A 25,790-nucleotide genomic window follows, 5' to 3' on the forward strand; every position below is an offset into this window, starting at 1 on the left:
CAAAGTCAATCGAGGAGGCCGACGTCGCCGCTGTGAACGATGTGCCGCGCGCCATCGCCGGTCTCCAGAACGAGCGCGCCATCGGCCTCCAGCCCCGCAAAGTGGCCCGCCAGCGGCTGGCCATCCCCCATGGAGAGGAGAAGCCGCGTGCCGGGCGGATGCGCCCGCTGCTGCCACTCGGGAAGAATGGCGCTCAGCCCGCCCGTGCGCCAGCGCGCCAGCCAGACATCCACGGCAGGCACCAGCGCATCGAGCACCCCGGCCGCCGTGAGGCTGGCGCCGCCGGGCAGATCGGCCAGGGCGGCCGTCGGCCGATCGGGTAGCGCGGGCGCCTGCGCGACATTCACGCCTATCCCTGAGATGACGGCATCCCCTTCCCGCTCCAGCAGCATGCCGGCGAGTTTGGCGCCACCGGCCATGACATCATTGGGCCATTTGAGCTGGACATCCGCCTCCGGCAGCAGGCCGGACAGCGCCGCATGCACCGCCACCCCGAGCATCAGCCCTAGCCCGGAAAGCGGCGGGTCGCCGGGGCGCAGGCGGATCAGGGTCGAGGCATGGAGATTGCCCGCCGTGCTGAGCCAGCCCCGCCCGAGGCGGCCGCGCCCGGCGGACTGGCGCTCGGCGCGCAGCCACTGCCCCTCAGGCCAGCCATCGCCGGCCAGCGCGCGCACGTCCACATTGGTCGAGCCGGTCTCCGGGACGAGCCGGATGCGCCCGGTCAGAACAGCGACGCTGCGGCTGCCGCGCTTGCCTGATCCAGCGCGGGATTGAGCAGATAGCCGAACACGATCACCGCGGCGCACACGACGATGATGCCGTAATCCACCATGCTGCGCTCGGCGGCATAGCCCTCGGCCGGCGGATCGAAGTAGATCGTCTTCACCACCCGCAGATAATAATAAGCGCCGATGACCGAAGCCGCGATGCCGATGGCGGCCAGCGCCGTCATGCCCGCGCCGACGGCGGCATCGAAGACCAGGAACTTGGCCCAGAAGCCGAACAGCGGCGGAATGCCCGCAAGGCTGAACATGAAGATCGCGAAGGCGGCGGCCAGGCCGGGCCGGGTCTGCGAAAGACCGGAAAGGCTGGCGATCGTCTCGACCGGGTTGCCGTCCTTGTCCTTCATCTGCAGCACGCACACGAAGCTGCCGGCAGTCATCACGATATAGATGAACAGATAGCTCATCAGCGCGGCGACGCCCTCGGCCGTGCCGGCGGCCAGGCCGATGAGCGCGAAGCCGACATTGTTGATCGACGAATAAGCCAGCAGTCGCTTGATGTTCGACTGGTTGATGGCAGCCACCGCGCCCAGCACGATGGAGGCCAGCGCCAGGAAGATCACGATCTGCTGCCAGGCGATGCCGCCGGGCCCGAAGGCACTGATGGCAACGCGGGTCGTGAGCGCCAGCGCCGCCACCTTGGGCGCACTGGCGAAGAAGGCAGTGACCGGGGTCGGCGCGCCTTCATAGACGTCCGGCGTCCACATGTGGAACGGCACGGCGCTGATCTTGAAGGCAAGGCCGGCCAGCACGAACACCAGGCCGAACATCAGGCCCGTGCTCATCTCCCCGCCCATCGCCTGCGCGATGCCGGCGAAGCTGGTGGAGCCGGCAAAGCCGTAAAGCAGCGACATGCCGTAAAGCAGGATGCCGCTCGCGAGCGCGCCCAGCACGAAATATTTGAGGCCCGCCTCGGCCGAGCGCACGTCCCGGCGCATGAAGCTCGCCAGCACATAAGCGGCAAGGCTCTGCAGCTCCAGCCCGACATAGAGCGTGAGGAGATCGGTCGCGGAGACCATCATCGCCATGCCGATGGAGGAGAAGACGATGAGCACGGGATATTCCCCGCGCAGGCCGCCCTGCCGCTCGAAGAAGCGCGGCGCCACGACGATGGAGACCGCGGCCGCGCCGAAGATCATCGCCTTGGCGAAGGCCGAGAAGGCATCGGCGCGATACAGCCCGTCAAAGATTTCGCCGCCGGCATGAACGGCCGGATGCGCGAGCGCGAGGCCGGCCACCACCAGCGCGGCGACGGAGAGCCAGCTCACCAGCCCGGCAATGCGATCGCCCGAGAAGGCGGCCGCCATCAGCAGCGCCAGACCCGAAACGGTCAGGATGATCTCGGGCAGAACCGAGGCGAAAACGCCGAGACTGTCCATCAGTGCGCCTCCCCGGCAGTGTCATGCGTCGCCTGTTTCTCCGCCGCTCCCATGGCCAGCTTCGCATCGCCTTCCGGCCGCGCGGCTTCGGTGCGTGCGACGATCGCCGCGACGTCGTTGCGCATCGGCGCGAGGAAGCTCTCGGGATAGACGCCCATCCACAGCACGGCGAGCGCGATGGGCACCAGCAGCGCCAGCTCACGCGGGGAAAGATCAGGCATCGCCTTCACATCGTCCTTGACCAGATCGCCGAAGACGACGCGGCGATAGAGATACAGCATATAGGCAGCGCCCAGGATGATGCCGGTCGTGCAGACCAGCGCGACCCAGCTCGAGGCCTGGTAGACGCCCGTCAGCGCCAGCAGCTCGCCCACGAAATTGCTCGTGCCGGGCAAGCCCACCGAGGCCATGGTGAACAGCATGAACAGCAGCGCATAACGCGGCATGTTGATCGCGAGGCCGCCGTAACGATCGATCTCGCGGGTGTGGAGCCGGTCATAGATGACGCCCACGCAGAGGAACAGCGCGCCGGAGACGAGGCCATGGCCCAGCATCACCATCATGGCGCCTTCCAGCCCCTGCTGGTTGAACGCGAACAGCCCCACGGTGACGATCGCCATGTGCGCGACGGACGAATAAGCGATGAGCTTCTTCATGTCCTGCTGCACGAGCGCGACGAGGCTGGTGTAAACCACCGCGACCATCGACAGGGCGAAGACCAGCCAGGCGAAATGGGCCGAGGCCTCCGGGAACATCGGCAGCGAGAAGCGGATGAAGCCGTAGCCGCCCATCTTGAGCAGGACGCCGGCCAGGATGACCGAGCCCGCCGTGGGCGCCTGCACGTGCGCATCGGGCAGCCAGGTGTGGACCGGCCACATCGGCATCTTCACCGCGAAGCTGGCGAAGAAGGCGAGCCAGAGCCAATATTGCGCCTCGACCGGAAAATCATAGGCCATCAGCACCGGAATGGCAGTCGACCCCGCCTCGCGCACCATCCACAGCATGGCGATGAGCATCAGCACCGAGCCGAGCAGCGTGTAGAGGAAGAATTTGTAGCTCGCGTAGATCCGGTCCGCGCCGCCCCAGATGCCGATGATGAGATACATCGGGATGAGGCCGGCCTCGAAGAAGATGTAGAAGAGGAAGATGTCCTGCGCCGCGAAGACGCCGATCATCAGCGTCTCCATGAACAGGAACGCCGCCATATATTCGCCGACGCGCTTCTGGATCGCGTCCCAGCTCGCGCCGATGCAGATCGGCATCAGGAACACGGTGAGCGCGATGAGCATGAGCGCAATGCCGTCTATACCCAGCGCCCAGGCGAACTTGCCGAAGATCGGCGCATATTCGGTGAACTGCCACTGGGGCGCCCCGGCCGTCTGGTCGAAGGACATCCACAGCAGCACGCCGAGCACGAAGTCGATCAGCGTCGCGACGAGCGCGATCCACCGCGCCGACTGCGCCGTGACGTAGAGACAGGCGATGGCGCCGACCATGGGGACGGCGAGCATCAGCGAAAGGATGGGGAAGCTCTGGCTCATTTCGGCATGATCGCCCAGGTGACTGCCGCGGCGAGGCCGATCAGCATCACCAGCGCATAGGAATAGAGATAGCCCGACTGAAGGGCGCGGGTGACCCGGCCCCCGGCGACGACCACAGCCGCCGCACCATTGGGACCGAAGCGATCGATCACGCCCTGATCGCCGCCCTTCCAGAAGATGCGGCCGAGCCAGAAGGCGGGACGCACGAAGAGCAGGTCATAGAGCTCGTCGATGTACCACTTGTTCAGCAGGAAGTCGTACAGCAGGCCGAACTGCGCCGTGAACCGGGCGGGCCAGTCCGTATGGCGGATATAGGCGAGCCAGGCGATCGCGAGGCCGGTGACCATCACCGTGAACGGCGACCACTTCACCCACTTCGGCACTTCGTGCGCGGCGTGGACGAGATGCTCGTTGAAGAACAGCGTGCTGGCCGCCCAGAAGTGCGCGCCGCCCTCGGCATCGAAGAAGGCGTGATGGAAGGCGAAGCCGCCGAACACCGCGCCGACGCTCAGCACGATGAGCGGGATGAGCATGACCAGCGGGCTCTCGTGCGGATGATAGCCGCCCGTCCCGTCTGCCAGCGCATGCACGCCGGTCTCGTGACCATGCGGATCATGGCCGGCATCTTCCTGCGCGGGCGGATTGTCCGCATCCGGCTTGGCGTGGCCATAGGCCTGCGCGTGCGCGTGATCCTCATGGGCATGATCGTCATGGCCGTGGCCATGCGCGTCATGAACGGCATGCTGGATATGCTCGCTCTGGATCCAGCGCGGCTTGCCCCAGAAAGTGAGGAACATCAGCCGCCAGCTGTAGAAGCTGGTGAGCAAAGCCGCGAACACGCCCACGAAGAACGCGCCGGTGCCATGGCCGCCGGCCGCATAAGCGCTCTCCAGGATGGCATCCTTGGAGAAGAAGCCGGCGAACCCGAAGATCGTGCCCGGAATGCCGACGCCAGTGATGGCGAGCGTGCCCAGCAGCATCGTCCAGAAAGTGATCGGGATCGATTTCCGCAGGCCGCCATAATAGCGCATGTCCTGCTCGTGATGCATGGCATGGATGACCGAGCCCGCGCCCAGGAACAGCAGCGCCTTGAAGAAGGCATGCGTGAGCAGGTGGAACATCGCGGCGCTGTAAGCGCCCACGCCCGCGGCGAAGAACATGTAGCCCAGCTGCGAGCAGGTCGAATAAGCGATGACGCGCTTGATGTCGTTCTGCACCGTGCCGATGGTGGCGGCGAAGATGCAGGTCGCGGCGCCGACGATGGTCACGACCGACATCGCGACATGGCTCGTCTCGAACAGCGGCGAGAGCCGGCAGACCATGAACACACCCGCCGTCACCATGGTCGCGGCGTGGATGAGCGCGGAGACCGGGGTCGGGCCTTCCATCGCGTCCGGCAACCAGGTGTGCAGGCCGAGCTGCGCCGACTTGCCCATCGCGCCGACGAACAGCAGCAGGCAGAGCACCGTCATGGTATCGAGCCGCATGCCGAGGAAGCCGATGGTCGAGCCCGCCATCGCGGGGGCAGCGGCCAGGATCTCCGGGATGTCGATGGTGTCGAACACCAGATAGATGCCGAAAATGCCCATCATGAAGCCGAGATCGCCGACGCGGTTGACCACGAAGGCCTTGATCGCGGCCGCGCAGGCCGATGGCTTGCGGAACCAGAAGCCGATCAGAAGATAGGATGCCAGGCCCACGCCTTCCCAGCCGAAGAACATCTGCAGCAGGTTGTTGGCCGTCACCAGCATGAGCATGGCGAAGGTGAACAGCGAGAGATAGGCGAAGAAGCGGGGCTGGTCCGGATCCTCGTCCATATAGCCCCAGCTATAGAGGTGGACGAGCGCCGAGACGCTGGTGATGACCACCAGCATGGTCGCGGTGAGCGTATCCACCCGCAGCGCCCAGCTCACGTCCAGCGTGCCCGAGCGCACCCAGGTGAACATGGGCTCCACGAACTGCGAACCATGGCCGCTGAGGAACGGCAGGAAGACCGCCCAGGACAGCGCGCACGAAAGGAACAGCGCGCCGGTGGTGACGATCTTGGCCGGCACATTGCCGATGACGCGATTGCCCAGCCCCGCGATGAGCGCGGCGAGCAGCGGACCGAAGACGATGATTGAGATCACGCGCTCAGCCCTTCATGCGATTGATGTCGTCGACAGCGATGGTGCCGCGCGCACGGAAATAAATGACGAGGATCGCCAGCCCGATCGCGGCTTCACCCGCAGCGACCGTCAGCACGAACATCGCGAACACCTGCCCGACCAGATCGCCCAGATAGGCGCTGAACGCGACGAGATTGATGTTCACCGCCAGCAGGATCAGCTCGATGGCCATCAGGATGATGATGACGTTCTTGCGATTGATGAAGATGCCCAGAACGCCCAGCACGAACAGGATCGCGCTCACGACGAGATAATGCGCAAGGCCGATCATGCCGCGTCTCCAGTCCAATAGCGCCCGATCACAGCTCCACCCCCTGCCCCACGGGCTGATTGACGTTGCGGATCGCCTCCTCGGGGCGACGGCGCACCTGCTTGCCGATATTCTGCGTGCGCGTGCCGCCGCGGGCACGATGCGTCAGCACGATCGCGCCGATCATCGCCACCAGCAGGATCAGGCCCGCCGCCTCGAACAGGAAGATGTAGCGCGAATAGAGCAGCTGGCCGATCGCCTCGATGTTCGGCGTCGCATCCGGCACCGGCGCGGCGCGCTGGCCCAGATTGAGCGTGCCCGCCCGCCAGGCGCTGATGCCGAGCACCAGCTCCACCAGCAGCACCAGCGCTATGGCGCCGCCCACGGGGAAATAACTGACGAAACCGGCCCGCAACTCCGCGAAATCGATGTCCAGCATCATCACCACGAAGAGGAACAGCACCGCGACCGCGCCGACATAGACGATCACGAGCAGCATCGCGACGAACTCCGCCGAGAGCAGCACCATGAGCCCCGCCGCATTGAAGAAGGCGAGGATGAGCCACAGCACGCTGTGCACCGGATTGCGCGCGAGGATGACCATCGCGGCGGAAGCCACGACGATGCTCGCGAACAGGTAAAAGGCGAGAACTTGAACGGTCAAAACGTCCCCCTCTGGTCCCTGCGCGGCGCCTTAACGGTAGGGGGCATCGGCGGCAAGGTTCGCCGCGATCGCCCGCTCCCATTTGTCACCGTTGGCCAGCAGCTTGGCCTTGTCATAGATGAGTTCCTCGCGCGTTTCCGTCGCGAACTCGAAATTCGGGCCTTCCACGATCGCGTCGACCGGGCAGGCTTCCTGGCAGAAGCCGCAATAGATGCACTTCACCATGTCGATGTCATAGCGCGTCGTGCGGCGCGAGCCATCGTCGCGCGGCTGCGCCTCGATGGTGATGGCCTGCGCCGGGCAGATCGCCTCGCACAGCTTGCACGCGATGCAGCGCTCTTCCCCGTTGGGATAGCGGCGCAGCGCATGCTCGCCCCGGAAGCGCGGCGAAATCGGGTTCTTCTCATAGGGATAGTTGATGGTCGCCTTGGGCTTGAAGAAATACTTCAAGGTCAGCCAGTGCGCCTTCACGAACTCCCAGAGCGTGAACGACTTGATGAGGTGAGCAACGCTCATCCGGCAGCTCCATAACGGGTCAGCATGAGGAACCCGGACACGAGGAAAACGAAGAACAGCGAGAGGGGCAGGAAGACTTTCCAACCCAGCCGCATCAGCTGGTCATAGCGGAAGCGCGGCACAGTGGCCTTCACCCAGCTGAACACGAAGAAGAAGAACAGGATCTTGGCGAAGAGCCAGATGATGCCCGGCACCAGATAAAGCGGCGCCCAGTCCACCGGGGGCAGATAGCCGCCCCAGAACAGGATGGCGTTGAGCGCGCACATCAGGATGACGTTGGCATATTCGCCGAGCCAGAAGAGCGCGAAGCTCATCGAGCTATATTCGGTCTGGTAGCCGGCGACGAGCTCCGATTCCGCCTCGGTCAGGTCGAACGGCGCGCGCGCCGTCTCGGCCAGCGCGGAAATGAGGAAGACAACCGCCATCGGGAAGAGCAGCGGATTGAAGCCGTGCCCGTTGAGGAAGCCGTAATAGCCCTTCTGCGTCATGACGATGGTCGAGAGATTGAAGCTGCCCGACCAGAGCACGACGGAGATCAGCACGAAGCCGATCGACACTTCATAGGAGATCATCTGCGCGGATGCGCGCATCGCCGAGAAGAAGGGATATTTCGAGTTGGACGCCCAGCCCGACATGATGACGCCATAGACGCCCAGCGAACTGATCGCGAGAATGTACAGCAGGCCCACATTGATGTCGGCCAGCACCAGCCCGGCATCGAACGGGATCACCGCCCAGGCCATGAGTGCCACCGTGAAGGTGATGATCGGCGCGAGCAGGAACAGGCCCTTGTTGGCCGCGCTCGGGATGATCGTCTCCTGCAGGAAGACCTTGAGGCCGTCCGCGAAGGACTGGAGCAGGCCGAAGGGGCCGACCACGTTCGGCCCGCGCCGCAGTGCCATGGCCGCCCAGATCTTGCGATCGGCATAGATGATCATCGCAACGGCCAGCATCAGCGGCAGGGCGATCAGCAGGATGTAGATGAGGTTCGCGACGAACCAGCCCCATCCGGTGCCGAGAAGAGATTGGAACCAGGAGGTCATTCCGCGGCCTCCGCGAAGTCTGCGCCATGGAGCAGTTCCGCCGAGCAGCGCTGCATCGTCGGGCTGGCCCGGCAAATGGCATTGGTGAGGTAGAAATCCTTCATCGGCAGCGCGATCCCGCCGGACGGCGCGGCCGGCAGTGACGGCAGGTCCTTCAGATTTTCCGGCCAACCATAATCGGCCAGCCCTTCTTCCGCCAGCGCCGGCACGGCCGCATACATGGCGGCACGCAACGCATCGAAGCTGTCGAACGGCAAGGGATGCCCGAGCACATCGGACAAGGCGCGCAGGATCGTCCAGTCCTCGCGCGCATCGCCGGGCGCGAACACGGCCTTGTCGCCGCGCTGCACGCGCCCTTCCGTATTCACATAAGTGCCGGCCTTCTCGGTATAGGCCGCGCCGGGCAGGATGACATCCGCCGCATGCGCGCCCTTTTCGCCATGATGGCCGACATAGACCTTGAAGCTCTGCCCGAAGAGATCGAACGGCACATCGTCCGCGCCCATGAGGAACAGCAGCTTCGGCGCTGCCCTGGCGATCGCCTTCGCGCCGCCCGGCGTGGCATAGCCCAGCATCAGCCCACCCATGCGCGCCGCCGCCATGTGAACGACATTGAAGCCGTTCCAGTCATCGCGGACGAGCCCGAGCGTCTCGACCGCCGCCAGCGCCGCGCCATGCAGGCCCGGCACGGCCAGCGCGCCGCCGCCCATGATGAGCGCGGGGCGATGCGAGGCGCGGAACGCCTCGACCAGATCCTTGGGCAGGTTCGCCAGCAGCCCCGCATCATTGCCGAGCGAGGTCACCTTGTAAGTGAGGTCCACGTCCGGACCGAGTGTCCAGACCTTGGCGCCCTTCTTGATCGCCTTGCGGATGCGCGTGTTGATGAGCGGCGCTTCCCAGCGCAGGTTGGTGCCCACCAGCAGGATGGCATCGGCATTCTCGATGCCCGCGATGGTGGAATTGAAATTCACGGCGGAGAGGCTGGAGACGTCGTAATCGAGGCCGCCCTGGCGCCCTTCCAGCATCGTGCCGCCCAGCGCCTTCACCAGTTCGCGCGCGGCGAACATCGTCTCGCAATCGAGCTGGTCGCCGGCGATGGCGGCGACCGAGCCGGCCGCACCCTTGGCGACCTGCGCGATGGCGGCGAAGGCCTCGTCCCAGGTCGCGGGCACGAGCTTGCCGTCCTTGCGGACATAGGGCTTGTCGAGCCGCTTGCGGATGAGCCCGTCGACCGCGTGGCGAGTCTTGTCGCTCGCCCACTCCTCGTTCACGTCGTCATTGATGCGCGGCAGCACGCGCAGCACGGCACGGCCGCGGCTGTCGACGCGGATATTGGTGCCCACGGCGTCCATCACGTCGATGGCGAGCGTCTTCTTCAGCTCCCAGGGCCGCGCCTCGAAGGCATAAGGCTTGGAGGTGAGCGCACCGACCGGGCAGAGATCGACCACATTGCCGGAAAGCTCGCTCTTCGCGGCATGCTCCAGATAGGTGGTGATCTGCATGTTCTCGCCGCGATGGATCGCGCCGATCTCCGGCACGCCGGCTACTTCCTCGGCGAAGCGCACGCAGCGGGTGCACTGGATGCAGCGGGTCATCACCGTCTTGACGATGGGACCCATATATTTCTCGGTGACCGCCCGCTTGTTCTCGTGGAAGCGGCTCGCGCCACGGCCATAAGCGATGGACTGGTCCTGCAGGTCGCACTCGCCGCCCTGATCGCAGATCGGGCAATCGAGCGGGTGATTGATGAGCAGAAACTCCATCACGCCCTCGCGGGCCTTCTTCACCATCTCGCTGTCGGTGCGGATCTCCTGCCCCTCCGCAGCCGGCAGCGCGCAGCTCGCCTGCGGCTTGGGCGGCCCGGGCTTCACCTCGACGAGGCACATGCGGCAATTGCCGGCGATGGACAGGCGCTCATGATAGCAGAAGCGCGGAATTTCCTTGCCGGCCAGCTCGCACGCCTGAAGCACGGTCGCTCCGGCGGGAACCTCGATCTCGATGCCGTCTACGGTTACTTTGGGCATTATTGCTTCCCCGACAGGGCTGCGAGACTGGCCTGACCGGCTTGCGCCTCACGATAGATCGCCTCGGCCAGAATTGCGTTGACAGAGGATCGGTTGAACTTGGCTGTACTGCCTTGCTGCAGACAAGCGCCCATCTTTGGAGCCAGCTTGGAGAGGGCTTCATCTTCCATCCCGCTGGCCGGCTCAGCTAGAACAAACCTGCGCGCGGCTTCGGGCTCCGCACGGGTCAGGCAACTACCGAAATCCAATAGCATCGCGTGCTGTATGGCCAATTCGTTGGGAGTGCCGCCCATAATCTCCGCATGGTTCGGCGCGGCTTCGGCCATTGCAAGCTGCCCCCTGCCGAAATCTCGCACATAAGCCGATCTGAAAATCGCCCCGCGCAACAGGGAGGTGGGCGTTCTCAGCTTACCGGAGTAAAGACATTCGTCCCGTGATTTCACCAATCTGTTGAGAATGGCGAATGCCTCCGGCGAGCCATATTGTGCGTCGATATAGGCCTTCGCGTCACTTGATCGCCGATCGACAACGCAGTTGGCAAACCGATAAGCCAGAATACGCCCCTGAGCTTCCTTGGAAAGCCCCGGCCTGTCGGAATGACGCGCAGCACTTCCACGGGACACGATCGTCCCGGTTTCACGCTCGGCCGGTCCCTGAGCGAGGGCCGATGACGCGCCGCCCACGACCAGCGCCACGGAAATCAGAAGACCAATGCCTCTCACTCCGCCGCCTCCATCACGGGCGCCATGCCGCCGCGCTTGGCGGCGATGCGGCGTTCGATTTCGGGGCGGAAGTGGCGGATGAGGCCCTGGATCGGCCAGGCCGCTGCGTCGCCGAGCGCGCAGATGGTGTGGCCTTCGACCTGCTTGGTGACCTGGAAGAGCATGTCGATCTCTTCCACCTCCGCGTCGCCGCGCACGAGGCGCTCCATGACACGCCACATCCAGCCCGTGCCTTCGCGGCAGGGCGTGCACTGGCCGCAGCTCTCATGCTTGTAGAAATAGGAGAGCCGCGCGATCGCCCGCACGATGTCCGTGGACTTGTCCATGACGATGACTGCCGCCGTGCCGAGGCCGGAGCCCAGCGCGCGCAGGCCATCGAAATCCATCGGCGCGTCCATGATCTCGGCGGCCGGCACCAGCGGCACCGAGGAACCACCGGGGATGACCGCGAGCAGATTGTCCCAGCCGCCGCGAATGCCGCCGCAATGGCGGTCAATCAGCTCGCGGAAGGGAATGCTCATGCTTTCCTCGATCACGCAGGGCTTGTTCACATGGCCGCTGATCTGGAAGAGCTTGGTGCCGCGGTTGTTCTCACGCCCGAAGCTGGAGAACCAGGCCGCGCCGCGCCGCAGGATGGTCGGCGCCACCGCGATGCTCTCGACATTGTTGACCGTGGTCGGGCAGCCATAAAGCCCCGCGCCAGCCGGGAACGGCGGCTTGAGGCGCGGCTGGCCCTTCTTGCCCTCGAGGCTCTCGATCTGCGCGGTTTCCTCGCCGCAGATATAGGCGCCCGCGCCGCGATGCACGAACACGTCGAAATCATAGCCCGAGCCGCAGGCATTCTTGCCGATGAAGCCCTTGGCATAAGCCTCTTCCACGGCAGCGAAGAGTATCTTCGCCTCGTAGATGAACTCGCCGCGGATGTAGATGTAAGCCGCGCGCGCGCGCATCGCGAAACCGGCGACCAGCGCGCCCTCGATCAGCTTGTGCGGATCGTGGCGGATGATCTCGCGGTCCTTGCACGAGCCCGGCTCGGATTCGTCGGCATTGATGACCAGGAAGCTCGGGCGGCCGTCCTTGCTTTCCTTGGGCATGAAGCTCCACTTCATGCCGGTCGGGAAGCCCGCGCCACCGCGACCACGCAGGCCCGAGGCCTTCATGATGTCGATGATGCCGTCCTGCCCGATCTCGAGCAGCTTCTTGGTATTGTCCCAGTCGCCGCGCTTCATGGCGGCGTCGACGCGCCAGTCCTGATAGCCATGGACGTTGGTGAAGATCCGGTCCTTGTCCTCCAGCGGGCCGACGAACGGCGGCGGAGGCGGCGGCGCGGCGGGCGTGGTTGCGTCAGCCATTACCATTCCCCCCGATAATCGTGGTTCTCATGGACCATGGCCTTCGTCGCGGTCGGGCCGCCCTCGGGCGCGCTGGTCTGGCGGTCGATCTGCGGGCCGATCTTCGGCTGCTTGCCGGCGGCGAGATCGTCGAGGATCGCGGTCATGGTCTCGAAGGTCAGGTCTTCGTAATTGTCGTCATTGATCTGCACCATCGGCGCATTGGCGCAGGCGCCCAGGCACTCGACCTCGGTGAGCGTGAACAGCCCATCCGCCGTCGTCGCGCCCTTCTTGAGGCCGCGCTTGTAGCAGGCGTCCAGCACATCGTCCGACCCGCGCAGCATGCACGGCGTGGTGCCGCAGACCTGCACATGGAAGCGGCCGACCGGCGCAAGATTGTACATGGTGTAGAAGGTCGCGACCTCATAGGCGCGCATGAACGGCATATCGAGCTGCGCGGCGACATATTCGATCACGGGGATCGGCAGCCAGCCCTGCGTGTTCGTCTCCGCGCCGACCTGGCGCTGGGCCAGATCGAGCAGCGGCATCACCGCCGACTGCTGGCGCCCCTCGGGATAGCGCGCGATGATCGTCTTGGCCTGCGCGGCATTCTCCGCCGTCCAGGCAAAGCCGCCCCAGCGGGCGCGGACTTCCGCTTCGTCAGGAATCTGGGGTGCGTCAGCCATTAACGGATGAACTCCACGCGCGACACCTTGTCGCCCTCGAATGAATAGATGGACATGACCTCGAACTGCTCGCCATCCGGCGCGCGCGAGACCTTCTCGTGCAGCACGACCGTCTCGCCGAGGCAGTGGCTCGCGAGAATGTCGGCGCGGTTCTGCGGGAACTGCGCGAACATGGCCTTGAGCCCGGCGCGCGTCCCTTCCCTGCCCTCGCGGATCACCGCGCCGCGATAGCCCGCCTCGCAGGCATCGTCGGTCATGAACGCGACATAAGCGTCGGCGTCCTGCGCATTATAGACCTCGATCATGCGCGTCGCGATCGCGATACGCTCGTCGGGGGAAAGAGCGAGATCGATGCTCACCGGTCGCACTCCCCGAACACGATGTCCATCGCGCCGAGAACGGCGGTGGTGTCGGCGAGCATGTGGCCCTTCATGAGGAAGTCCATGGCCTGCAGGTGGCTGAACGCGGTCGGGCGGATCTTGCAGCGATAGGGCTTGTTGGAGCCGTCGCTCACCAGATAGACGCCGAACTCGCCCTTGGGGCTCTCGGTCGCCACATAGACCTCGCCCTCGGGGACGTGGAAGCCCTCGGTGTAGAGCTTGAAGTGATGGATCAGCGCTTCCATCGACTGCTTCATCTCGCCGCGCTTGGGCGGGACGACCTTGCGATCGAAGCTGGCGACCGGCCCTTCCGGCATCTCGTTGAGGCACTGCCTCATGATCCGCGCGGACTGGCGGACTTCCTCGACGCGCACCATGAACCGGTCATAGCAGTCATAATTGGTGCCGACGGGGACGTCGAACTCCATGCGGTCATAGACGTCGTAAGGCTGCGCCTTGCGGATATCCCAGGGAATGCCCGAGCCGCGGATCATCGGGCCGGAGAAGCCCCATTTCAGCGCGTCTTCCTTCGAGCAGACCGCGATGTCGACATTGCGCTGCTTGAAGATGCGGTTGTCCGCCACCAGGCTGATCGCATCCTCGAACAGGCGCGGCAGGCGATTGTCGAGCCAGTCGCCAATGTCGGTGAGGAGCTTCAGCGGCACGTCCTGATGGACGCCGCCGGGCCGGAAATAGGCGCTGTGCATGCGCGCGCCGGACGCGCGCTCGAAGAAGTTGAGGCAATCCTCGCGAATCTCGAACATCCACAGGTTCGGCGTCATCGCGCCCACGTCCATCACATGCGAACCCAAGTTCAGCATGTGATTGCAGATGCGGGTCAGCTCCGCGAAGAACACGCGCAGATATTGCGCGCGCAGCGGCACCTCGAGGTTCAGCAGCTTCTCGATCGCGAGCACATAGCTGTGCTCCATGCCGAGCGGCGAGCAATAATCGAGCCGGTCGAAATAAGGCAGCGCCTGCAGATAGGTCTTGTACTCGATCAGCTTCTCGGTGCCGCGATGCAGCAGGCCGACATGCGGATCGCAGCGCTCGACGATCTCGCCGTCCATCTCCATGACGAGACGCAGCACGCCATGCGCGGCCGGATGCTGGGGACCGAAATTGATCGTGTAGTTCTGAATGGCCGTGTCGCCGGGAAAGGGCTCTCCCTCCTCGGCCAGCGGCTGCAGCTTCTCGGCATAGGTCGACATCAGGATTCACCCTCCGGCGCCTTGGGCTTGCGGGCACGCGGGGCCCTGGCCGGCGCATCGCCCGTGGGCGTCGCCTTCCGGGCGCGGGCCGGCTTCTCCGGCTTCACCGTCTCGGCCTCGGCTTTCTTGGTGCGGCTGCGCTTGGCGGCTTCCTTGTTGGCGGGCTCGCCGGCGCCGGTCTGCTCGGGCTTCTCGGTCGTCTTGGGCGTCACCGTGGCGGGCGCGGGCTTCTCCGCCGCATTGGGCGGAGGCGGCGGCGCTGCGACCGGCGTGGGCGCGCCCGGCGCCTGGCCATGCGCCTTCTCGTCGCCGGGCAGCACGTACCGCGCGCCTTCCCACGGGCTCATGAAATCGAAGCTGCGGAAATCCTGCGCGAGTTGCACGGGCTGGTAGACGACGCGCTTCAATTCCTCGGAATAGCGCAGCTCGACATAGCCGGTGAGCGGGAAATCCTTGCGGAAAGGATGCCCCTTGAAGCCATAATCGGTGAGGATGCGCCGCAGGTCCGTATTGCCCTCGAAGAGGACGCCGTACATGTCGAACACCTCGCGCTCCAGCCAGCCGGCGACCGGCCAGAGATGCGTCACCGTCGGCACGGCATGATCCTCATCGGTGCGCACCTTGACGCGCAGCCGGTGGTTCTTCGTGACCGAAAGCAGGTGGTAGCAGACCTCGAAACGCTCGGCGCGCTCGGGATAGTCCACGCCCGCGATTTCCATGAGCTGCTGATAAGCGAACTGGTCGCGCAGCGTCACCATCACATCGGCAAGTGCCTCACGCGTGACGCCGATCGACATCTCGAAATGCGCTTCGCTGACGGCCAGGACAGCATCGCCCAGCGCCGCGCGCAAGGCATCCGCAAGGCCCTCGATCGGCGCGACGCGGGGGGCGGAATGGACTTCGGCCATGCTCTCTTCCCTCACCGCTCGATCGTGCCGACGCGGCGGATCTTCCGCTGCAGCTGCATGACGCCATAAAGCAGCGCCTCGGCGGTCGGCGGGCAGCCCGGCACATAGATGTCCACGGGGACGATCCGGTCGCAGCCGCGCACGACGCTGTAGCTATAATGATAATAGCCGCCGCCATTGGCGCACGAGCCCATCGAGATCACATATTTCGGCTCCGACATCTGGTCATAGACCTTGCGGAGCGCAGGCGCCATCTTGTTGCAGAGCGTGCCGGCGACGATCATCACGTCGCTCTGGCGCGGCGAGGCGCGCGGCGCGGCGCCGAAACGCTCCATGTCATAGCGCGGCATGTTCACGTGGATCATCTCGACCGCGCAGCAGGCGAGGCCGAAGGTCATCCACCAGAGCGAGCCGGTGCGCGCCCAGGTGAACAGATCTTCCGTGCTGGTGACCAGGAAGCCCTTGTCGCTGACTTCACCCGACAGCGCCTTGAAGAACTCCGGATCCGGCTGGGTTCCGGCCGGCGGCGCGCCGAGCGTGCCGGGCCGTTCAAGCTCTACTCCCAATCGAGGGCTCCCTTCTTCCAGGCATAGACAAGACCGAGCACCAGCTCACCGATGAAGATCATCATGGTAACCCAGCCCGTCCAGCCGATCTCCGACAGGCTGACCGACCAGGGGAACAGGAAGGCAGCTTCGAGATCGAAAATGATGAACAGAATCGCGACGAGATAGAAGCGCACGTCGAACTGGCTGCGCGGATCCTCAAACGCAGGAAAACCGCACTCATATTCGCTGAGCTTCTCCGGGTCCGGCTTGTGCGCGCCAGTGAGGCGCTCGACCGCCATGGGCAGGAAGACGAACGCGCTCGAAAGCAGCAACGCCACCACCAGGAAAAGCAGGATCGGGAGATATTCCGACAGATCGACCAACGTGAATCCCCTTGGCCAAACAGGGCCTTCGCGGGGGCTTTAGGACTGCTGCACTTGCGAGGCAAGGCCCCGGGGGCTGAGAATGACTCGCAACTAGAGGGAGTTTGCGGCGCCCTTCCCGGACAGGTCCGGACAGGCTCGCGGATGGGGCGCGTCTTGCGGCGGATTGAGGGCGCGGAGGGGCGGTTTGCTATTGCAAATGCCTCGCATAAGCCTTACTTCGACCCTCATGCTCGTCTGCATCTGCAACGCCATCCGCGAAGATGAATTGCGGGAAGTCGCCCGCCACGGCGTCACGTGCCCTGAAGCTGCTTATGCCGTGCTGGGAAAAAGCCCGCAGTGCCGCATCTGCCTCGACCATGCCGAGGACGTGATGAGCGAGGAGCGCGCGCGCTGCGCGGACCGCTGCCCGTCGCGCCAGAGGTTCGAGCCCGCGCCCGGCCTCAGCGCCTGAAGCCGTTATCGCGACTTATCGGCAATAGCGCCGATTTGTCCTGTAAATGCAATCCATTATCCATAATATTTGCGAGACGTTCGCGCGTGAATTCGCGCGCCGCTGCTGTTATGAAGGCCCCTTCAAGACAATGAAACGGGAGCTCCCCCATGAAGGGCGATGAAAAGGTCCTCGATTATCTCAATCAGGCCCTCAAGAACGAACTGACCGCGATCAACCAGTATTTCCTGCACTACCGGCTTCTTCATCACTGGGGAATCGCGCGGCTCGCGAAGTTCGAATATGAAGAATCCATCGACGAGATGAAGCACGCCGACAAGCTCGCCGAGCGCATCCTGTTCCTGGACGGCCTCCCCAATTTCCAGCTGCTTGGCCGCCTGCGGATCGGCACCAACGTGGAAGAGATCCTCAAGGCCGACCTCGAGGTCGAGATGGAAGCGATTCCCCTGCTGCGCGACGGCATCCAGCATTGCGAGAGCGTGCGCGACTATGTGACGCGCGACCTGCTGCAGGACATCCTGGACAGCGAGGAAGACCATGTCGACAAGCTCGAGACGCAGTTCGAGATGATCGAGCGCATGGGCCTGCAGAACTATATCCAGCTCAACAGCGAGGCCATCGAGGGCTAGGGCCAATCGACATTCAGCCCTAAGCGCGGGTGGCGCGGGCTTGGATGGTGGCGAAAGCCAGCTTTTGAGCGGCTTCTTTTGTCATCCCGGACCTGCTCCGGGATCCCGCTGCCTTGAAGCCCCCCAGGGCGGCCAGTTCAAGAAACCGGAAGAAGCGGGATCCCGGATCGAGTCCGGGATGACGTTGTTCATGACGAGATGGGGCGCGCCGCCATCGCCTCGGCATTTGTCCACGTTGCCCAAGGCTCGAGGCGAGAGGCCCGGGCATTCTCCGGACAGGCGTATACCGGGCGACTGGCCGCACCCTGCCCCGTTCTTCAGCGACTTGCGTTGCCAGAGAGCGGGGCCGGCGTGACCGGCCGCCCCCCTGTTCGCGCATGCGGCAAAAAGCGCCCGTCGGACCTGCCAGCCGGGCGCTTTTGTCTGTCTGGGACATTGGCGAGCAAGCCGGGCGCGGCGGCCCGGGATGAAAAGGCAGCGCCCAAGCGCGCGCCCCTCCCCCTCTTCAGGCGTTGCGGAGCGAGCCCGCCAGAAGCTTGTGCAGCTTGCTGTGCATGATGTCGTTGCCGGCGAGGATCTCGCGGCGCTCGACCGGCTCGGACCCGCCGCGGAAATCGGTGACGAAGCCGCCCGCTTCCCGCACCAGCAGGATGCCGGCCTGCACGTCCCAGGGCTTCAGCCCCGATTCCCAGAAGCCGTCGAAACGCCCGGAGGCCACCCATGCGAGGTCCAGCGTCGCGGCGCCGAAGCGCCGGATGCCCGCCACCGACGGCGCGATGGCGCCGAAAATGCGGCTGAACTGGGCGAGATCGCCATGGCCGAGAAAGGGTGTGCCGGTCGCCACCAGCGCTTCCGACAGGTCACGCCGCGCCGAGACGCGCAGCCGCTGATCGTGGCGCCAGGCCCCGCGCGACTTCTCCGCCCAGTAGCTCTCGTCCGTGATCGGCTGGTAGATGAGGCCGGTCGTCACCTCGCCCCAGCCGCGCCCGTCCCGCCGCGGCTCCTGCACGGCGATGGAAATGGCGAAGTGCGGAATGCCGTGGAGGAAATTGCTGGTGCCGTCGAGCGGATCGATGACCCAGCGCGGCTTCATCGGATCGCCCTCGATCTCGCCGCCCTCCTCCAGCAGGAAGCCCCAGTCCGGCCGCGCCTTGCGCAGTTCCTGGACAAGCGTGTTCTCCGCCTTCTTGTCGGCGACGGAGACGAAGTCCGCCGGCCCCTTGCGGCTGACCTGAAGATGCTGGACCTCGCCGAAATCACGACGAAGCTGCGGTGCGACCTTGCGGGCGGCACGCTCGATGACGGTCAGCAGACCTGAATGGGATACCATGTTCTGTTCCTCTCTTCCGCGCGGGAAGAGTATCTATGCAAGTGTCACTTCTTGGGCGGCTGCGGGGCCATCTCCGGGCGGAAACCGCACACGGCCGCCATGGCGCCCAGCACATTCTCGGGCTTGCTCTTGTCCAGCTTGCGCGCCGCGATCGCCTTGTCGGTGTTCTCGCTGATCTGGCTGAAGGGCACCGAGTAGACGCAGGCGAACAGCACGTTCTTCACGACCTGCGGCACCTTGTCCGACTGCAGACCGCCCATGAACACGCGGAAATTGTTCGCCGCGGCCTGCATCTGCGCCTGGCTTGGCGGCTTGGGCGCCGGCTGGGCCTTCTTGGCCTGCGCGAGGCCGGGCGTGGGCGAAAGCGCCAGGGCAGCGATGCCGAGCGCGAGAGCGAGGCGAGCGCGGGCCATCAGTCGGCCCGCTTCACATATTCGCGCTCGTAGACGTCCACGATGATGCGCGTGCCGGTCGTGATGTGCGGCGGCACCATGACGCGCACGCCATTGTCGAGAATGGCGGGCTTGTAGCTGGCCGAAGCGGTCTGGCCCTTCACCACGGCGTCGGCTTCCACGACCGTGGCTTCCACCTGCTCGGGGAGCTGCACGCTGATCGGGCGCTCGTCGTACATTTCGAGCATGACCATCATGCCATCCTGCAGGAAGGCAGCGGCATCCCCCACCAGATCGGTCGGCAGGCTGATCTGCTCATAGGTCTCCGTGTCCATGAAGACGAGCATGTCGCCCTCGGCATAGAGATACTGGAAATCCTTGGTATCGAGGCGGATGCGCTCGACCGTCTCGGCGGAGCGGAAGCGCACGTTGTTCTTGCGGCCATCGATGAGGTTCTTCAGCTCCACCTGCATGTAGGCGCCGCCCTTGCCGGGCTGGGTGTGCTGGATCTTCACGGCGCGCCAGAGACCGCCTTCATATTCGATATTGTTGCCGGGACGGATGTCCACGCCGCTGATCTTCATGAGGATCGCCTGTCTGCTAAGGTTGGAAAGAGCCGGAGCGCCCTCTACGCGTCTTGGCGCGGCTCGGCAAGTGGGGCGCGTTCGGGCGAGCCGGGCCCCTGCCCGCGCCTGCCCTCCGCCCGGGCTGTTCTCAAGCCGCCCGGAAGCGGCTATCCACTCGGAAAAGACGGCAAGGAGAGGATCGTCATGATGCGCACGCCCGAGGAGCAGGCGAATGTCCGGCTGGTGCTGGACCTGTTCGAGAAAGTGCTCATCCCGATGGACAAGACGCTGGTCGACGATTTCATCGCGGAGGATTATCTCCAGCACAGCTCGCTCGCCGAGCCCGGGCGCGAGGCGCTGAAGGCCTGGCTCGACCACGTCCGGCAGGTTTCGCCGCAAGCCACCCAGACGATCCATCGCGTCTTCGCCGAGGGCGACCATGTCATCACGCACCAGCATGTCGTGCGCTGGCCCGGCGACCCCGGCTTCGCCGTGTGCGACATCTTCCGCATCCGCGACGGCCGCATCGTCGAGCATTGGGACGTGCTGCAGGAAATCCCGGAAAAGCCGGTCAATCCCAACTCGATGTTCGAGAACGGGCGCTAGGGGCGGATCGATGACCGTGGGGCGGCCTGCGGGTGGCGGTTATCCGGTATTTCGTCCGGAAGGGGCCTGTCGGGATACGACCCAATTGCGGACATCGCTCAGTTTTGAGATCATCTCTGAATGCGGTCGTTGAACGTCTTGTTTGTGAGTTGTGCAGCGCTTCTATCCTGTGCCCCGCAGCCAGTCCTCATAGCTTCGGACCGATGTTGGTCCGTCGCCGTTGGCGACAAGGTTGAAGGCACAGCGCTCCTCTTCGCCTATGCAGGCGAAGGATGCATTGAATGCGGTGCATCTGTGTCGGGGCGCGGCTGCTCCGGGGTAGGATTTTCAACCGGAAATGGCGCCGTGGCTCAAGCATATGATCGTATCGTGCATTCAGCGCCGGCAGATAACCTCGGATTTGTCCGCCAGGTTGTTTTCTTGTCGGGAGAGGTTGTCGCTAATGCAGCGACAGGAAAGCGGATGATCCGTGCCACCAGCTTACGGCTCGCAACGGAAGATGGCGGCACGTAGAGACCGATGAGAGCCGACCGACCGTTTTTCACAACAATGGCGTCATTCCTGCCGCTCCGGACACGACAACCTTTCGGACATTCCCTGTCACCGCTAAGCTGATCAACATGAGGATGCCACCAACCACCCCGCGTGAGGTTCTTCGTGAACTTGCTGATCAACCTACCACCGGCCTTCGGATCGCCCGTTGGTGGAAAATTATCGGGGCGCTGTTCGGCTGTGCGATGGCGGTTGCTCATTTTGCCTATGATGTTCCAATTCAAAATGAAAACACCGGCATTCCTGCTACGGATGGCGAAGTCGTAGCCATAACATCGCTGTTGGGTGGTGGCGGCTTGTTTTTTGTTGTCGCTGGCATTGCTCTGCGACGCTGGCTGCTCAACCGCACGAACGGCAGCTAACCACAACAATTAAGCCATGGGGCCCGCGGTCAAGGTGGCCCCATGGCGGACGACCGGTCAGGCTGGCATGTGTCCACCCGATCTTGGGGAGCGCCGGCCCGTCCTCCCCGGCAACATGCGATGACCCCGCGGGCAGGGTTTCGTACCGGATCGCGCCTGCGCCCTCGGCTGCCGCCGGAAGGGTGACTGGATTCCCGTTTGCACGGGAATGACGAGGAAAGGTTGGGGCGCCTCCCCTCTCCCCCCTGTCATTCCGCCCGGGTGGCGCAGGGTTTGAAGCGGATGCCGCGCCTTGGTCGCCCTGTCGGCGCCATCGGCCCGGGGAGCCCGCACGGGTACGGGGTTATAGGCGCGCGGCGATCGCGGCGACGCCGTTGCGCACGCCTTCGAACATCTGCCCTTGCGCGAAGGCGGGGATCATCTCCTGCTCGATGATGCTCTGGCATGTCTCGTCGGTCAGCCTGGCTTCCATGCCATAGCCCACCGCGATGCGCACGAGTTGTTCGCGCGGCGCGACGAGGATCACCACGCCGTCATCGATGCCCTCGCGCCCGATGCCCCAGCGATTGCCCAGATCGCGCGCATAGCCGGCAATGTCGCGGCCGCCGAGCGTGGGCACGGTGGCGACGACGAGCTGGTGGCCGGTGCGCGCCTCGAGGGCGGACAGGTCGCGAGTCAGCGCGTCGCGCTCGGCCGGGCTGAACAGCGCCGCGGCATCGGTGACGCGACCGGCGAGCGCGAGATCATGGCCGGGCGCGCGCGGGGAGGCCTCGGGTGCGGATGCCTCGGATGGGGTCGTGTCTGTGGCGGGGCGCGTTTCGGATTTCGCCGGTTGGGCGTGGCCGCACGCCGACAAGCCGGGCCCGCCGGCCACGATGATGAGCAAGGCGGCAGCGGCGAGCGGGCCTTGCAAGGCCCTCAACCGATGCCGGCCGGTCATCCCAGCACCGGCGCGAAGGCTGCGACGCCAGCACCCGGGCCATCCGGATGGTTCCAGACCGCACCGCTCACCGCGAGAAAATCCGCGCCTGCCTCGACCAGCGGCCGGGCGTTCTCCGGCGTGATGCCGCCGATCGCGACACAGGGCAGCTCGAACAGCGAGGACCACCAGCGCAGGATATCCGGCTCGGGCCGGTGGCTGGTCTCCTTGGTCTCGGTGGGATAGAAGGCGCCGAAGGCGACATAATCCGCGCCCGCCTCCCCGGCTTCCATCGCCAGATGGCGGCTGTCATGGCAGGTCACGCCGATCTGCGGGCCCGGCCCGAGGATGCGGCGCGCCTCGGCGGGATCGCCATCGCCCTGCCCCAGATGCACCCCGTCCGCGCCGAGGCGCTTGGCGAGCGCGACGCTGTCATTGACGATGAAGGCGACCTCCCGCTCGGCGCACAGTGCCTGCAGCGGGGCGGCGAGCCGTGCGATCTCATGCTCGTCAATACCCTTGAGGCGCAGCTGGAACGCCGCGACCGGCCCTCCGTCAAGCGCGGCCTTCAGCTGCGCCGGGAAATCCGGGCCGATGGCGGGCGGGGAAATGAGATAGAGCTGGCAGGACGGCATATGGGTCATGCCGGTGCCTTAGAACATGTTCCGCCCGGATTGAATCGGAACCTGCGCGGGATGGTGCTTTTGGCTGGGGATTGGTTGGGACAGGCGCTTCTGGGCGGCGTGGGCAGAATTCGAGGCCATGGCGACGCACTATCTCGTCATCTCGTCATTCACGAGGTCATCCCGGACTCGATCCGGGGTCCTGCTGCCTTGAAGATTGCCGGGTCCAGTCGGTTCGAGAAAAAGGAAGAAGCTGGATCCCGGATCAGGTCCGGGATGACATTGTTCGTGAGGAGAGATGGTGCGCCATGGCCTCGGAATCTGTTGACGCCGCCTCGCGCAGGTGCGGCGCAAGTGCCGCGACGAAGGCCGCGCGATCATCGAGCCGGTGCGCGAGGCGGGTGACGGTGCGGCGGCCCATGGGCAGCGGGCCGTCCAGATCGATCACGATGTTGGGCCAGGCGATCAGCGCCATGTTGGCGGTCTGCCGGTCCCGCACCAGGGCCCTGTCCCAGGAGGTGCGCAGCCCCGCGATCCGATCGAGCGGGACGGAAATCATGCGCAGCCAGCCGCAGCGCCACAGCAGCACGCCATCGCGGATCTCGACCGGCCGCGCGCGAAACGAGCGGATGAGCGCGACAAGCCAGAGAAACGCGGCGATGCTCATCACCGAGAGGAGCAGCGCCAGCCATGGCTGCCACAAGGCGACGAGCAGGTGGAGGACGGCGGTCTCCACCGCCATCAGCCCGGCCAGCACCCACATCATCGGCGCGAGGCTGCGATGATAAGGAAAGCGCTCCGCCTCGCGCATGATCGGTCAGGCGGCCAGCGCATCCTCGATGGCGGAGACGAGCGCGGGATCATCGGGCCGGGTGTCCGGCGCGAAGCGGGCGATCACGGTGCCATCGCGGCCGACGAGGAACTTCTCGAAATTCCAGAGCAGTTCGGGCGGGGCATTGGGCACCATGCCATAGCCGCGCAGCCGCTCGCGGAACGGGCCGTCATTGTCGGCCTGCGGGATGGCGGCGGTGAGCTCGGCATAAAGCGGGTGCTTGTCCGGCCCCGTCGCCACCAGCTTCTCGAACATGGGAAAATCCACGCCGAAATTGGTGGTGCAGAAACTCTCGATCTCCGCGTTCGTCCCGGGCTCCTGCCCCGCGAAATCATTGGCGGGGAAACCCAGGACGACGAGCCCCTTGTCCCGATAGGCGACATGGAGCGCCTCCAGCCCCTCATATTGCGGGGTGAGGCCGCATTTGGACGCGACGTTCACGATCAGCAGCACCTTGCCGGCATAGTCCGCCAGCGAAGCCTCGGCGCCACGAATGGTCTTGAGCGGGATGTCGGCAAGCGCGGTCATGAGCGGTCTCCGGGCAAGAAAAAGGGCAGCGGCCAAGCATAGGCCGCTGCCCTCATCCTGTCACCGGCGGAATGCCCGGCCGGGCTCCGCCGCGCCGGTCAGGCCGGAACCTTGTCCACGGACGCTTCGTAGATCTCGTCGATCGCGCTTGCGAGCGAGGCGTTGAATTCCTCGTCGCTCATCTGGTGGCGCAGATCCTCCAGAAGCGCGCGGCTGAAGCTCGCGATCACACCGCGATTCTTCGCCAGCTCGACGCAGGCCTCGGGACGCTTGAAGCCGCCGGAGAGGGCGACCACGCGCAGCACCTTGGGATGATCCACCAGCGGATCGAACAGGCCCGACTTCTCCGGCAGGGAGAGCTTGAGCATCACCTGCTCGCCCTCGGGCAGCGCATCGAGCGCCTTGAGGATTTCCTCGAGCAGGATCTGGTCGGCCTGCGCGCGCTCGGGGCTCTTGATGTTCACTTCCGGCTCGATGATCGGCATCAGGCCGCCCGCGCGCACCTGCTGCGCGACCTCGAACTGCTGCTTGACGATCGCCGCGATGCCCTCGCGATTGGCGAGATTGATGACCGAGCGCTCCTTGGTGCCGAACACGCCCAGCCCCTTGGCGCGGCTGAGCAGCGCGTCCAGATCGGGCATCGGCTTCATCATCTGCACGCCGTTTGCCTCGGCTTCGAGCCCCTTGTCGATCTTGATGAAAGGCACGACGCCGCGCTCGATGAGCGCTGCGGGCGTCGGCTTGCCATCGACGGTGCCGTCCATGGTCTTCTCGAAGAGGATGGCGCCAAGCACCTTCTCGCCCGTGAAGGCCGGCGAGGTGATGATGCGGCTGCGCATCTGGTGGATGAGGCCGAACATCTCGTCATCGCCGGAATAGGCGCTTTCCTCGATGCCATAGCCCAGCAGGGCCTTGGGCGTTGAACCGCCGCTCTGGTCGAGCGCGGCGATGAAGCCTTTTCCGGAAGCGATCTTGGCGGTCATGTCGGCTTGCTGCATCATCCCATCCTGTTTCCATGAATCCCAGAAGGCGCCCGCAGGTGCCCCGTTCGAAGTCTCTTTCACGGGCGCGCGGGAAATTGCAAGCCGGTCAACCATGGTAGCGCCACCGCCTGGCCTGCCCAGCGGGCACGCGATCTCAGGGAGGGGCCCAGTGATGGTCTCAGTGATGATCGTCCGGCCACTCGAAATCCTCGTCCGCGACCGGGCGCGGACGCGGAAAGGCACGGGCATCCCGCACGAGCAGCAGCCCCAGGCCCAGCACCGCGTCCGGTCCCTGATGCGGATCGAGCCCCATCTCCTGCATCCAGGCCACCAGCCTGGCGCTGTTCTCGAAAATGCCGATCGCCGCCATCTCGATGCCGCCCACCGCATAGCTCTGCGGCGGGCGCGGCGCCTCGCCGCTCTCCAGCATCCCGAGAATATCGTTCCTGACCGTCATGCCGACCCCATCGAAAGCGTT

30 protein-coding genes are annotated in these 25,790 nt (G+C 65.1%); 4 read left to right on the forward strand and 26 right to left on the reverse strand.

All coding sequences use genetic code 11. From position 1 onward, the window contains the following. Positions 1-5: 5 nt before the first annotated feature. Genes SLG_RS11420 through ndhC form a run of 17 tightly spaced genes read right to left on the reverse strand, consistent with a single transcriptional unit; the run spans position 6 to position 16,536 of the window. Entirely contained in the window at positions 6-725 is a 720-nt protein-coding gene (locus tag SLG_RS11420) for a biotin--[acetyl-CoA-carboxylase] ligase (protein ID WP_331386533.1), read from the reverse strand. Beyond that, complete coding sequence (nuoN, locus tag SLG_RS11425) at positions 722-2,161, reverse strand: NADH-quinone oxidoreductase subunit NuoN (RefSeq protein ID WP_014076625.1); 1,440 nt, start codon at positions 2,159-2,161, stop codon at positions 722-724. Before nuoN ends, SLG_RS11420 begins: the two co-directional genes overlap by 4 nt. After that, the gene (locus SLG_RS11430) at positions 2,161-3,702 is read right to left on the reverse strand and encodes an NADH-quinone oxidoreductase subunit M (RefSeq protein ID WP_014076626.1); all 1,542 of its coding nucleotides are present in this window, start codon (positions 3,700-3,702) and stop codon (positions 2,161-2,163) included. The genes nuoN and SLG_RS11430 overlap by 1 nt, the downstream gene beginning before the upstream one ends. Further along, positions 3,699-5,831, reverse strand: coding sequence for an NADH-quinone oxidoreductase subunit L (nuoL, locus tag SLG_RS11435; protein ID WP_014076627.1), 2,133 nt, complete (start codon positions 5,829-5,831; stop codon positions 3,699-3,701). Before nuoL ends, SLG_RS11430 begins: the two co-directional genes overlap by 4 nt. 4 nt (positions 5,832-5,835) lie before the next feature. Continuing rightward, positions 5,836-6,141 carry an NADH-quinone oxidoreductase subunit NuoK gene (nuoK, locus tag SLG_RS11440; RefSeq protein WP_014076628.1) on the reverse strand — a complete coding sequence of 102 codons (306 nt, stop codon included), beginning with the start codon at positions 6,139-6,141 and terminating at the stop codon, positions 5,836-5,838. A 28-nt stretch (positions 6,142-6,169) separates the two neighbouring features. Continuing rightward, on the reverse strand, positions 6,170-6,784 hold the full coding sequence (locus SLG_RS11445; RefSeq protein ID WP_014076629.1) for an NADH-quinone oxidoreductase subunit J: 615 nt from the start codon (positions 6,782-6,784) through the stop codon (positions 6,170-6,172). Between the two features lie 30 nt (positions 6,785-6,814). Further along, positions 6,815-7,300 (reverse strand): NADH-quinone oxidoreductase subunit NuoI, encoded by a 486-nt coding sequence (nuoI, locus tag SLG_RS11450; RefSeq protein ID WP_014076630.1) that lies wholly within the window; start codon positions 7,298-7,300, stop codon positions 6,815-6,817. Next, positions 7,297-8,343 (reverse strand): NADH-quinone oxidoreductase subunit NuoH, encoded by a 1,047-nt coding sequence (nuoH, locus tag SLG_RS11455; protein WP_014076631.1) that lies wholly within the window; start codon positions 8,341-8,343, stop codon positions 7,297-7,299. The genes nuoI and nuoH overlap by 4 nt, the downstream gene beginning before the upstream one ends. Next, positions 8,340-10,367, reverse strand: a complete 2,028-nt coding sequence (gene nuoG, locus SLG_RS11460) for an NADH-quinone oxidoreductase subunit NuoG (RefSeq protein ID WP_014076632.1) — start codon at positions 10,365-10,367, stop codon at positions 8,340-8,342. The genes nuoH and nuoG overlap by 4 nt, the downstream gene beginning before the upstream one ends. Beyond that, positions 10,367-11,089: a hypothetical protein gene (locus SLG_RS11465; protein ID WP_014076633.1), complete on the reverse strand. Its 723-nt coding sequence runs from the start codon at positions 11,087-11,089 to the stop codon at positions 10,367-10,369. The genes nuoG and SLG_RS11465 overlap by 1 nt, the downstream gene beginning before the upstream one ends. Continuing rightward, entirely contained in the window at positions 11,086-12,441 is a 1,356-nt protein-coding gene (gene nuoF, locus SLG_RS11470) for an NADH-quinone oxidoreductase subunit NuoF (RefSeq protein WP_014076634.1), read from the reverse strand. Before nuoF ends, SLG_RS11465 begins: the two co-directional genes overlap by 4 nt. Next, the gene (locus tag SLG_RS11475; protein ID WP_014076635.1) at positions 12,441-13,106 is read right to left on the reverse strand and encodes a complex I 24 kDa subunit family protein; all 666 of its coding nucleotides are present in this window, start codon (positions 13,104-13,106) and stop codon (positions 12,441-12,443) included. Before SLG_RS11475 ends, nuoF begins: the two co-directional genes overlap by 1 nt. Further along, a complete protein-coding gene (locus SLG_RS11480) occupies positions 13,106-13,411 on the reverse strand; it encodes a nuclear transport factor 2 family protein (protein ID WP_051003869.1) in 306 nt (101 codons plus the stop codon). The genes SLG_RS11475 and SLG_RS11480 overlap by 1 nt, the downstream gene beginning before the upstream one ends. 50 nt (positions 13,412-13,461) lie before the next feature. After that, positions 13,462-14,700, reverse strand: coding sequence for an NADH-quinone oxidoreductase subunit D (locus SLG_RS11485; protein ID WP_173385025.1), 1,239 nt, complete (start codon positions 14,698-14,700; stop codon positions 13,462-13,464). Next, the gene (locus SLG_RS11490; RefSeq protein ID WP_014076638.1) at positions 14,697-15,605 is read right to left on the reverse strand and encodes an NADH-quinone oxidoreductase subunit C; all 909 of its coding nucleotides are present in this window, start codon (positions 15,603-15,605) and stop codon (positions 14,697-14,699) included. Before SLG_RS11490 ends, SLG_RS11485 begins: the two co-directional genes overlap by 4 nt. Before the next feature lie 11 nt (positions 15,606-15,616). Next, positions 15,617-16,171 carry a NuoB/complex I 20 kDa subunit family protein gene (locus SLG_RS11495; RefSeq protein WP_014076639.1) on the reverse strand — a complete coding sequence of 185 codons (555 nt, stop codon included), beginning with the start codon at positions 16,169-16,171 and terminating at the stop codon, positions 15,617-15,619. Next, complete coding sequence (ndhC, locus tag SLG_RS11500; protein ID WP_014076640.1) at positions 16,162-16,536, reverse strand: NADH-quinone oxidoreductase subunit A; 375 nt, start codon at positions 16,534-16,536, stop codon at positions 16,162-16,164. The genes SLG_RS11495 and ndhC overlap by 10 nt, the downstream gene beginning before the upstream one ends. Positions 16,537-16,765: 229 nt before the next feature. Between ndhC and SLG_RS11505 the strand changes: the two genes are divergently transcribed. Together SLG_RS11505 and bfr are read left to right on the forward strand one after the other, a co-directional pair. Further along, on the forward strand, positions 16,766-16,990 hold the full coding sequence (locus SLG_RS11505) for a (2Fe-2S)-binding protein (protein WP_014076641.1): 225 nt from the start codon (positions 16,766-16,768) through the stop codon (positions 16,988-16,990). Between the two features lie 149 nt (positions 16,991-17,139). After that, positions 17,140-17,619, forward strand: coding sequence for a bacterioferritin (gene bfr, locus SLG_RS11510; RefSeq protein WP_014076642.1), 480 nt, complete (start codon positions 17,140-17,142; stop codon positions 17,617-17,619). A gap of 505 nt (positions 17,620-18,124) precedes the next feature. Here bfr and SLG_RS11515 read toward each other — a convergent pair. From SLG_RS11515 to efp, 3 genes are read right to left on the reverse strand one after another with little or no spacing between them, the layout of a single operon-like run. Next, on the reverse strand, positions 18,125-18,949 hold the full coding sequence (locus tag SLG_RS11515; RefSeq protein ID WP_014076643.1) for an inositol monophosphatase family protein: 825 nt from the start codon (positions 18,947-18,949) through the stop codon (positions 18,125-18,127). A 44-nt stretch (positions 18,950-18,993) separates the two neighbouring features. Then, on the reverse strand, positions 18,994-19,362 hold the full coding sequence (locus SLG_RS11520; protein ID WP_014076644.1) for a hypothetical protein: 369 nt from the start codon (positions 19,360-19,362) through the stop codon (positions 18,994-18,996). After that, positions 19,362-19,925 (reverse strand): elongation factor P, encoded by a 564-nt coding sequence (efp, locus tag SLG_RS11525; RefSeq protein ID WP_014076645.1) that lies wholly within the window; start codon positions 19,923-19,925, stop codon positions 19,362-19,364. The genes SLG_RS11520 and efp overlap by 1 nt, the downstream gene beginning before the upstream one ends. Before the next feature lie 186 nt (positions 19,926-20,111). Here efp and SLG_RS11530 point away from each other — a divergent pair, with 186 nt between their 5' ends. Both SLG_RS11530 and SLG_RS21365 read left to right on the forward strand, forming a co-directional pair. Further along, positions 20,112-20,513, forward strand: coding sequence for a nuclear transport factor 2 family protein (locus tag SLG_RS11530; RefSeq protein WP_014076646.1), 402 nt, complete (start codon positions 20,112-20,114; stop codon positions 20,511-20,513). Positions 20,514-21,139: 626 nt separating this feature from the next. Further along, entirely contained in the window at positions 21,140-21,427 is a 288-nt protein-coding gene (locus tag SLG_RS21365; RefSeq protein WP_148276568.1) for a hypothetical protein, read from the forward strand. 343 nt (positions 21,428-21,770) lie between these two features. Here SLG_RS21365 and SLG_RS11535 read toward each other — a convergent pair whose 3' ends face one another. The 6 genes from SLG_RS11535 to SLG_RS11560 all read right to left on the reverse strand — a co-directional run bounded on the left by SLG_RS11535 (position 21,771) and on the right by SLG_RS11560 (position 25,769). After that, a complete protein-coding gene (locus tag SLG_RS11535; RefSeq protein WP_014076648.1) occupies positions 21,771-22,367 on the reverse strand; it encodes a TPM domain-containing protein in 597 nt (198 codons plus the stop codon). Then, positions 22,364-22,990 carry a thiamine phosphate synthase gene (gene thiE / locus SLG_RS11540; RefSeq protein WP_014076649.1) on the reverse strand — a complete coding sequence of 209 codons (627 nt, stop codon included), beginning with the start codon at positions 22,988-22,990 and terminating at the stop codon, positions 22,364-22,366. The genes SLG_RS11535 and thiE overlap by 4 nt, the downstream gene beginning before the upstream one ends. 244 nt (positions 22,991-23,234) lie before the next feature. Then, on the reverse strand, positions 23,235-23,780 hold the full coding sequence (locus tag SLG_RS11545; RefSeq protein ID WP_014076650.1) for a hypothetical protein: 546 nt from the start codon (positions 23,778-23,780) through the stop codon (positions 23,235-23,237). A 6-nt stretch (positions 23,781-23,786) separates the two neighbouring features. Further along, the gene (locus SLG_RS11550) at positions 23,787-24,329 is read right to left on the reverse strand and encodes a glutathione peroxidase (RefSeq protein WP_014076651.1); all 543 of its coding nucleotides are present in this window, start codon (positions 24,327-24,329) and stop codon (positions 23,787-23,789) included. 98 nt (positions 24,330-24,427) lie between these two features. Next, positions 24,428-25,327 (reverse strand): fructose bisphosphate aldolase, encoded by a 900-nt coding sequence (locus SLG_RS11555; protein ID WP_148276728.1) that lies wholly within the window; start codon positions 25,325-25,327, stop codon positions 24,428-24,430. A gap of 163 nt (positions 25,328-25,490) precedes the next feature. Further along, positions 25,491-25,769 carry a hypothetical protein gene (locus SLG_RS11560; protein WP_148276569.1) on the reverse strand — a complete coding sequence of 93 codons (279 nt, stop codon included), beginning with the start codon at positions 25,767-25,769 and terminating at the stop codon, positions 25,491-25,493. Positions 25,770-25,790 lie beyond the last annotated feature (21 nt).

It is taken from the genome of Sphingobium sp. SYK-6, assembly GCF_000283515.1.
Lineage (GTDB): Bacteria > Pseudomonadota > Alphaproteobacteria > Sphingomonadales > Sphingomonadaceae > Sphingobium > Sphingobium lignivorans.

Coding starts and splice junctions, on each gene's coding strand:
- nuoN (WP_014076625.1), bottom strand. CDS start 2,161: ATGGACAGTCTCGGCGTTTTCGCCTCGGTTCTGCCCGAGATCATCCTG.
- SLG_RS11430 (WP_014076626.1), bottom strand. CDS start 3,702: ATGAGCCAGAGCTTCCCCATCCTTTCGCTGATGCTCGCCGTCCCCATG.
- nuoK (WP_014076628.1), bottom strand. CDS start 6,141: ATGATCGGCCTTGCGCATTATCTCGTCGTGAGCGCGATCCTGTTCGTG.
- nuoI (WP_014076630.1), bottom strand. CDS start 7,300: ATGAGCGTTGCTCACCTCATCAAGTCGTTCACGCTCTGGGAGTTCGTG.
- nuoH (WP_014076631.1), bottom strand. CDS start 8,343: ATGACCTCCTGGTTCCAATCTCTTCTCGGCACCGGATGGGGCTGGTTC.
- nuoG (WP_014076632.1), bottom strand. CDS start 10,367: ATGCCCAAAGTAACCGTAGACGGCATCGAGATCGAGGTTCCCGCCGGA.
- nuoF (WP_014076634.1), bottom strand. CDS start 12,441: ATGGCTGACGCAACCACGCCCGCCGCGCCGCCGCCTCCGCCGCCGTTC.
- SLG_RS11475 (WP_014076635.1), bottom strand. CDS start 13,106: ATGGCTGACGCACCCCAGATTCCTGACGAAGCGGAAGTCCGCGCCCGC.
- SLG_RS11480 (WP_051003869.1), bottom strand. CDS start 13,411: ATGATCGAGGTCTATAATGCGCAGGACGCCGACGCTTATGTCGCGTTC.
- SLG_RS11490 (WP_014076638.1), bottom strand. CDS start 15,605: ATGGCCGAAGTCCATTCCGCCCCCCGCGTCGCGCCGATCGAGGGCCTT.
- SLG_RS11505 (WP_014076641.1), top strand. CDS start 16,766: ATGCTCGTCTGCATCTGCAACGCCATCCGCGAAGATGAATTGCGGGAA.
- bfr (WP_014076642.1), top strand. CDS start 17,140: ATGAAGGGCGATGAAAAGGTCCTCGATTATCTCAATCAGGCCCTCAAG.
- SLG_RS11515 (WP_014076643.1), bottom strand. CDS start 18,949: ATGGTATCCCATTCAGGTCTGCTGACCGTCATCGAGCGTGCCGCCCGC.
- SLG_RS11520 (WP_014076644.1), bottom strand. CDS start 19,362: ATGGCCCGCGCTCGCCTCGCTCTCGCGCTCGGCATCGCTGCCCTGGCG.
- efp (WP_014076645.1), bottom strand. CDS start 19,925: ATGAAGATCAGCGGCGTGGACATCCGTCCCGGCAACAATATCGAATAT.
- SLG_RS11530 (WP_014076646.1), top strand. CDS start 20,112: ATGATGCGCACGCCCGAGGAGCAGGCGAATGTCCGGCTGGTGCTGGAC.
- SLG_RS21365 (WP_148276568.1), top strand. CDS start 21,140: ATGCCACCAACCACCCCGCGTGAGGTTCTTCGTGAACTTGCTGATCAA.
- SLG_RS11535 (WP_014076648.1), bottom strand. CDS start 22,367: ATGACCGGCCGGCATCGGTTGAGGGCCTTGCAAGGCCCGCTCGCCGCT.
- thiE (WP_014076649.1), bottom strand. CDS start 22,990: ATGACCCATATGCCGTCCTGCCAGCTCTATCTCATTTCCCCGCCCGCC.
- SLG_RS11545 (WP_014076650.1), bottom strand. CDS start 23,780: ATGCGCGAGGCGGAGCGCTTTCCTTATCATCGCAGCCTCGCGCCGATG.
- SLG_RS11550 (WP_014076651.1), bottom strand. CDS start 24,329: ATGACCGCGCTTGCCGACATCCCGCTCAAGACCATTCGTGGCGCCGAG.
- SLG_RS11555 (WP_148276728.1), bottom strand. CDS start 25,327: ATGCAGCAAGCCGACATGACCGCCAAGATCGCTTCCGGAAAAGGCTTC.
- SLG_RS11560 (WP_148276569.1), bottom strand. CDS start 25,769: ATGACGGTCAGGAACGATATTCTCGGGATGCTGGAGAGCGGCGAGGCG.